7 protein-coding genes are annotated in these 6302 nt (G+C 39.4%); 2 read left to right on the top strand and 5 right to left on the bottom strand.

Annotated features, from left to right (window positions below; translation table 11 throughout):
- Together R3333_RS11790 and R3333_RS11785 are read left to right on the top strand one after the other, a co-directional pair.
- Nucleotides 1-912: NAD(P)H-dependent glycerol-3-phosphate dehydrogenase (locus R3333_RS11790; RefSeq protein ID WP_318958977.1), on the top strand; the 912-nt coding region annotated here is incomplete at its 5' end.
- Between the two features lie 296 nt (nt 913-1208).
- The gene (locus tag R3333_RS11785) at nt 1209-1553 is read left to right on the top strand and encodes a 4a-hydroxytetrahydrobiopterin dehydratase (protein ID WP_318958976.1); all 345 of its coding nucleotides are present in this window, start codon (nt 1209-1211) and stop codon (nt 1551-1553) included.
- Here R3333_RS11785 and R3333_RS11780 read toward each other — a convergent pair.
- From R3333_RS11780 to R3333_RS11760, 5 genes are all read right to left on the bottom strand, one after another.
- A complete protein-coding gene (locus R3333_RS11780; RefSeq protein ID WP_318958975.1) occupies nt 1533-2384 on the bottom strand; it encodes a class I SAM-dependent methyltransferase in 852 nt (283 codons plus the stop codon). The two genes, R3333_RS11785 and R3333_RS11780, sit on opposite strands and share 21 nt — an antisense overlap.
- Nucleotides 2371-2958: a DUF3109 family protein gene (locus R3333_RS11775; protein ID WP_244526223.1), complete on the bottom strand. Its 588-nt coding sequence runs from the start codon at nt 2956-2958 to the stop codon at nt 2371-2373. Before R3333_RS11775 ends, R3333_RS11780 begins: the two co-directional genes overlap by 14 nt.
- Nucleotides 2959-3246: 288 nt before the next feature.
- The gene (locus tag R3333_RS11770; protein ID WP_318958974.1) at nt 3247-4713 is read right to left on the bottom strand and encodes an AAA family ATPase; all 1467 of its coding nucleotides are present in this window, start codon (nt 4711-4713) and stop codon (nt 3247-3249) included.
- Entirely contained in the window at nt 4713-5834 is a 1122-nt protein-coding gene (locus R3333_RS11765; protein ID WP_318958973.1) for a vWA domain-containing protein, read from the bottom strand. Before R3333_RS11765 ends, R3333_RS11770 begins: the two co-directional genes overlap by 1 nt.
- A gap of 118 nt (nt 5835-5952) precedes the next feature.
- Nucleotides 5953-6302: hypothetical protein (locus R3333_RS11760; RefSeq protein WP_318958972.1), on the bottom strand; the 350-nt coding region annotated here is incomplete at its 5' end.

Raw genomic sequence — 6302 nt, 5'->3', positions numbered from 1 at the left:
GTAGGTTGGTGGATGCGTAACGAAGATGCTGTAGAACACATCAAGAAATACAAGAAAAACCCACGCTATTTACAGTCTGTAGAATTTGACACAGATAAGATAGATGTTACCACAGATATCGTCCGTGTTATTGAAGAAGCGGAGATATTAATCATTGCTACACCTTCTGCCTTTTTAAATGATTTGTTCGAACCTATCGATAAGTCAATTTTTAAAGGTAAGTATGTTTTTTCAGCCGTGAAAGGTATCGTTCCAGAATACAATGCTATTCCTGCGCGTTTCATCCACAAAACTTTTGATATTCCTTACGATGACATCGGTATCATTTGTGGACCTTGTCATGCCGAAGAAGTAGCCCTAGAACGTTTATCTTACCTTACTTTAGCGTGTTCCAACGAAGATTTGGCCGAAGAAATGGCAGAGATCATGGCTTCCCGCTTTATCAAGACTACAGTTTCTGACGACTTGTTCGGTACAGAGCTTTCTGCCGTATTGAAAAACGTGTACGCCTTAGCTTCTGGTATTTGTGCCGGACTCGGTTATGGAGACAACTTCCAAGCGGTATTGATCTCTAATGCGATTCAGGAAATAGAGAACTTTATTGATGAAGTGAGTCCTATTCACCGTGACGTAAAAACAAGTGCTTATTTAGGAGATTTATTGGTAACTTCTTACTCCAAATTCTCCCGTAACAGAACCTTTGGTTTCATGATCGGTAAAGGGTATTCTGTAAAGACAGCACAATTAGAAATGGACATGATAGCTGAAGGGTACTATGCGACCAAAAGTGTCATGGAAATCAACAAGAAATTCCAAGTAGAAATGCCTATTGTTGAGGCGGTCTACAACATCATTTACGAAAAGATAGCGCCGGTTATCGAAATGCGTATTTTGACGGATAAGCTTTCGTAGATTTTTTTCATAGATTGTTAGACTTTTAGACGGTTAGAAAGCCATAGTTTCGGTTCCTCGACTCCGCTCGGAAACCTTAACTTAGACTTCCTATGAAAGGTATATACGAGGTCCTCGAGCAGAGCGCCGTACTGAGCGACAGTCGAAGTATCGAGAGGCCAGTTTAAGAAGTATAAACTTATGTCATAGATCACACAGAGTTCCTAAAAGGAAAACAAAATTTCCAATCTCAAAAAAGCTCAAAAACTTAACTTTAAAGAAACATGCTTCTCTTTGATTTTCCGTAACTTAAGGTCATGCGAAAATTGACTGAACTTGAAATTAAGAAAGCCTTAAAAACCTTAGATGGTTGGGTGTTGAAAGAAGGGAAATTGTGTAGTGAATTTGTGTTCGAAGATTTTAAAGCTGCTTTCGCTGCAATGACAGAAATAGCACTTCATGCTGAAGAAATACAGCACCATCCAGAATGGTGTAATGTGTACAACAAATTAGAAATACACCTGTTTACGCACGATATACAAGGGTTGAGTATGCTGGATATACAATTAGCAACTGTCATTAATGCGATGGGGAGAAATTACAAGGTAAAACGCATTGCTCCTGAAACGGTTAATGCAAGCTTATTTCCTTGCTCTAAGTAGATGTCCGTAAAACATTTGATTACCGTGCTTGGTTTCCATCCAGAGCTCGTTTAAGGTCGTGTTATTGGGGTTAAAATATCTTCTGCTCGTATTGGCGATGTCTTGCAATTCTACACGTGGAGAATAGGTGTTTAAAATCAGCAAGCCGCCTTTGTTTAACAAGTCGTAGGCCGTAGCGATAAGAACATCTAACTTCTCCTCTATTTTCCAACGTTCACCTTTAGCACCTAAACCAAATGCAGGAGGATCCATCACAATAAGGTCATAGGTATTTCCTCTTTTCACTTCTTTGCTGGCAAACTTTAAAGCATCGTCACAAATCCAACGTATATCGCTTAAACCTGAGCTTTCCATGTTCTCTTTGGCCCAAGTGATCAGTTGCTTTACAGAATCAACATGTGTTACATCAGCTCCGGTAGATTTGGCCACAACAGATGCAATACCTGTATAGGCAAAGAGATTCAGGAATTTCTTTCCTTCTCCTAGTTCCTCGCGCAATACTTCCCAATTGGTCGCTTGCTCTGGAAACATTCCCAAATGCTTGAATTGCGTAGTTGCTAGGTTTACGGTGAGCTCGTGAAAGTTTACTTGCCACTGCTGTTCACAAGGTTTAAGTGTTTGCCATTTCCCTTTTTGTTTACCGGTATCGATAAACTTCAAGTGCGCCATTTCTTGCCACTTGCTTTTTGGGATTTTACTCTTAAAATAGGCTTGTACTTCTGGTCTAATCGTAATAATATCTCCCCAACGCTCTAGTTTTTCATTTCCTCCAGCATCTATGAGTTCGTAATCTGACCAGCCTTGTGTGTAGAGTGGATTATTTTTCTTCATTCTCCTCTTTTAAAGCTTTGTCTACCTCTTCCATTTTCTTGTAGAACTCTTCTCCGTATGCAGAGATTAACGGTTCTTTTAAGAAACGGAATATGCTCACGTTCAATTTATCACCACACTCACAAGCGGGTTTACAAATGGGCCATTCATGGTAATTCAAGGCTTCAAAATCACGGTATTTTTTCGCACGGATAGGGTAAAGGTTACACGATTGTGGTTTCTTCCAGTCAATTTTACCGTCTCTCCATGCTTGTTCGATAGTACAAAGCGCTGTTCCTTTATCGTCGTACCCAACAAAGGCACATTCAGCTCCATTCACTAAAGTGGTAACAGGTTCGTTGTCGTAATCCATATAGAAAACCCCTTGCTCTTCAACGGCTTCTATACCTTCTTTACGCATGTAGGGCTTAACATCTTCGTAAACATCTTCCAAGATACTTACCTCTTCTTCTGTCAAAGGTGCCCCAGAATCTCCGGCTACACAACATTCTCCTTTACACGCACTTAAATCGCAAACGAATTTCTTTTGGAATATCTCTAAAGAAACTACTTTATCGTCTATCTCTACCAACATGGTGCAAAGGTAGTTAAGAATTAATAATTAATAAGGCAGAAGTAGGAAATAGATGAAGTGTGTCGGCCCATCGATAATTCGGCTACGCTCATCACAACGCTTCGCTCGGACACCTCCTGACCAAAAAAATGACCCGTATCCTAGGTTATCGAGCGGAGTCGAGATGAGCAATAGATTATGAATTAATCCATATATCTAGGCCTTAGTCTACTCGAGGACCAACAAAAAAGGGAGTCAACCAAAAGCTGCTCCCCTCAATAATTCTTAATTCAATATTCTTAATTGGTACTACATTTTGAGAAAATCACCCAAGTTATCCTTGATGGCATAACCTGTATCTTGTTGTGATTTACTGAGCTTTTCTTTTTCAACCAACATCCAAAGAATCAGTTCTTTTAAGAAAAGTTTGTCTTCATCTTTTTTCACATTAGGTTGGTAATCCTTAAGTATGTCTTCCAAGGGCGTTACTCTGTTTAAAGCCGAGGCATACTCATCATTACTAGCTGTTAAGGTTAATTCAAAAGCATCATTTTCCACGAACCAATTCACCACCTTCTGATACCATTGCTCTACCCCTGGTTTTTCAAGGTTAGAAATTTTAGGGAAGAACTGCTCGCTTAAACTTAAAATAGCATCTCCAATTAAGTATTCTGCTACTTGCGCTGCTCCTTCTTGTTCTCCTTCATAAACCAACTCCACCTTACCGGTAATGGCCGGAATTATACTTAGGAAATCGGATAAACGAATGGCTGTTGTTGCATCACCTGCCAAGAACATTCTGCGCTCTGCACTGGCAATCAAGTTTTGAAGTGCTGTTATACTCAAACGCGCACTCACCCCACTTTTTTCATCTACAAAATCACTCTTTCTAGCTTCGAATGAGATTTGTTCTACCAGTTGTCGCGCCAATTCGTTGATATGGATTTCTTCTTTCTTACCTATTACTTTCTCTACCTCTTGGGCCGTAATTCTCTTAGCCACTTCCATGGTTTTTGGATAATGGGTAAGAATTTGAGAGCCTATTCTATCTTTCAATGGCGTCACAATACTTCCTCTGTTCGTATAATCCTCAGGGTTTGCTGTAAAAATGAATTGCATATCCAAGGGCAAACGCAATTTGAAACCTCTAATTTGTATGTCTCCTTCTTGTAAGATATTGAAAAGTGCTACCTGTATTCTTGCTTGTAAATCAGGAATTTCATTGATCACGAAAATACAACGGTTAGCACGTGGAATCATTCCAAAATGTATAACTCTATCATCGGCATAGGACAACTTTAAATTGGCTGCTTTGATAGGATCCACATCTCCAATAATATCTGCTACGGTAACATCTGGTGTTGCCAGTTTTTCTGCAAATCTATCGGAACGGTGCAACCAGGAAATGGGGGTTAAATCACCTTGCTTGGCCACCACTTCTTTTCCATAACGCGACAATGGGGCAAAAGGGTCATCGTTAATTTCTGAGCCTTCTATGATGGGAATATACTCATCCAGCAAATCTACCATTAGTCGGGCTAAACGCGTTTTGGCTTGCCCCCTTAAACCTAAAAAGTTAATGTTATGCTTAGCGAGTATGGCGTTCTCCAGTTGTGGAATTACCGTATTCTCATAACCGTGTATTCCTTTAAAAACGGTTTCACCCGCTTTTATTTTGGCAATGAGGTTATCGCGTAATTCATCTTTAATAGGTTTTGTTTTATAACCTACGGCTTTTAAGTCGCCAAGTGTTTTGAGTTGTACTATATCTTTCATTATCTAATTCTCTTTTTACGGTTGGTTTCGTAATCTTCAAATATCATTTCCCCCAAACCTTGAAGTCCTGTATAAAACGCCTTTCCTTGGTTGGCTTCGGTAAAATTCTCTACAAACTCCATGAGATAGCTGTCTCTAGCGATCATAAAAGTTGTGATGGGTATGTTTAATTTTCTGGCTTGTGCTGCCATGTTGTAACACTGCTCTGTAATGTAAGGATCTAATCCGAAAGAGTTCTTGTAATAGAAACCATCTTTCTCGCGCACACAACTTGGTTTACCATCGGTAATCATAAAAATCTGCTTGTTGGTGTTACGCTTTCGACGTAAGATATCTAAGGCAAGATGGAGTCCGGCAACCGTATTGGTATGGTAAGGCCCCACCTGTAAATAGGGCAAATCTTTAATCTTTATCGGCCAGGCATCATTCCCAAACACAATTACATCTATAGAATCTTTGGGGTAGCGCGTTTGTATGAGTTGCGTCAAGGCCATGGCTACCTTTTTAGCAGGTGTTATTCTATCTTCGCCATACAAGATCATGGAGTGACTAATATCTATCATCAACACGGTGCTCATAGAAGATTTATGGTGGGTTTCTTCTACCACCAAATCTTGCTCCGTCAGCTGAAATTCGCCAATACCATTATTGATTTGTGCGTTGCGTATAGATTCTGTAAGCGCAATATTGTCTAGGTTATCTCCAAAACGATAATCTCTATACTCGCCCGTTTTATCCAGACTTTGTCCGAGGTGTTTGGTTTTATGATTTCCTTTCCCTCGCTTCTTTAAATTTCCAAAGATTTGTTCCAAGGCTGATTGTCGTAACATTTGTTCCGACTTCGCCGTGATTTTCATTCCACCCTTTTTCGGGTTATCCGTATCGTCTTTGATGTAGCCTTTTTTCTTAAGGTCTTCTCGAAAATCATCAAGGGTATACTCAGGCGTTGTTAATTGGTATTCTTGATCGAGGGTTTCCAACCATTCAAAACTCTCGTCTACATCCCCCGAAGTATGCACGATGATTTCCTTCCAAATGTTGAACAATTTATCAAAGGGAGTATCTTCTTCTTTGATAAACTGTTTAAAAATAAGGCTGGATGTATGGCGCTTGTTTTGCATATCTTAAAAATAACAAAAAACAAAGCGAAAGGTTTGAGGCAGGGTGTCTTGTGTGGGACGAAGGGGGTGGATACAAAAAGCCCGAAGCTATCAGCTCCGGGCTTTTTACCAGTGATTTCTATAATTTATAATTGGCGTAAACCGTATTCACTCCATTTTTTCTTCCGTAACCATAAAAAGTTATTTCTCCATCATTTATAGAGGTGGCGGATGTATATAAATATACTAGTGATTTTTCTGATTCATTCCAAAGTTCACTAAAACTGAAATTACAATCATCATCTACTTTCACCATTTGCAAAGACTCTTTATTTTTACCTCCACTTACATTTGCATTGTTTTTCATAATAGTTTCTCCCTCATTCATATAAAAAATCACAGGTGTGTCATCTATTAAAGCAAAAACTAACCCTCCTTGTATGAATTTAGATTTCAAACTCAAATCGGCCTCTATCCTATTGATTCCCG

Source organism: Lishizhenia sp. (assembly GCF_033720595.1).
Lineage (GTDB): Bacteria > Bacteroidota > Bacteroidia > Flavobacteriales_D > Crocinitomicaceae > Lishizhenia.
Note: the sequence above shows the minus strand (reverse complement) of the source record. Positions and strands in the feature narration are given on the sequence as shown.

Bases quoted from the DNA above. Each gene is read 5' to 3' on its own strand.
- R3333_RS11765 (WP_318958973.1), bottom strand. From the start codon at position 5,834: ATGCAAAACAAGCGCCATACATCCAGCCTTATTTTTAAACAGTTTATC.
- R3333_RS11770 (WP_318958974.1), bottom strand. From the start codon at position 4,713: ATGAAAGATATAGTACAACTCAAAACACTTGGCGACTTAAAAGCCGTA.
- R3333_RS11775 (WP_244526223.1), bottom strand. From the start codon at position 2,958: ATGTTGGTAGAGATAGACGATAAAGTAGTTTCTTTAGAGATATTCCAA.
- R3333_RS11780 (WP_318958975.1), bottom strand. From the start codon at position 2,384: ATGAAGAAAAATAATCCACTCTACACACAAGGCTGGTCAGATTACGAA.
- R3333_RS11785 (WP_318958976.1), top strand. From the start codon at position 1,209: ATGCGAAAATTGACTGAACTTGAAATTAAGAAAGCCTTAAAAACCTTA.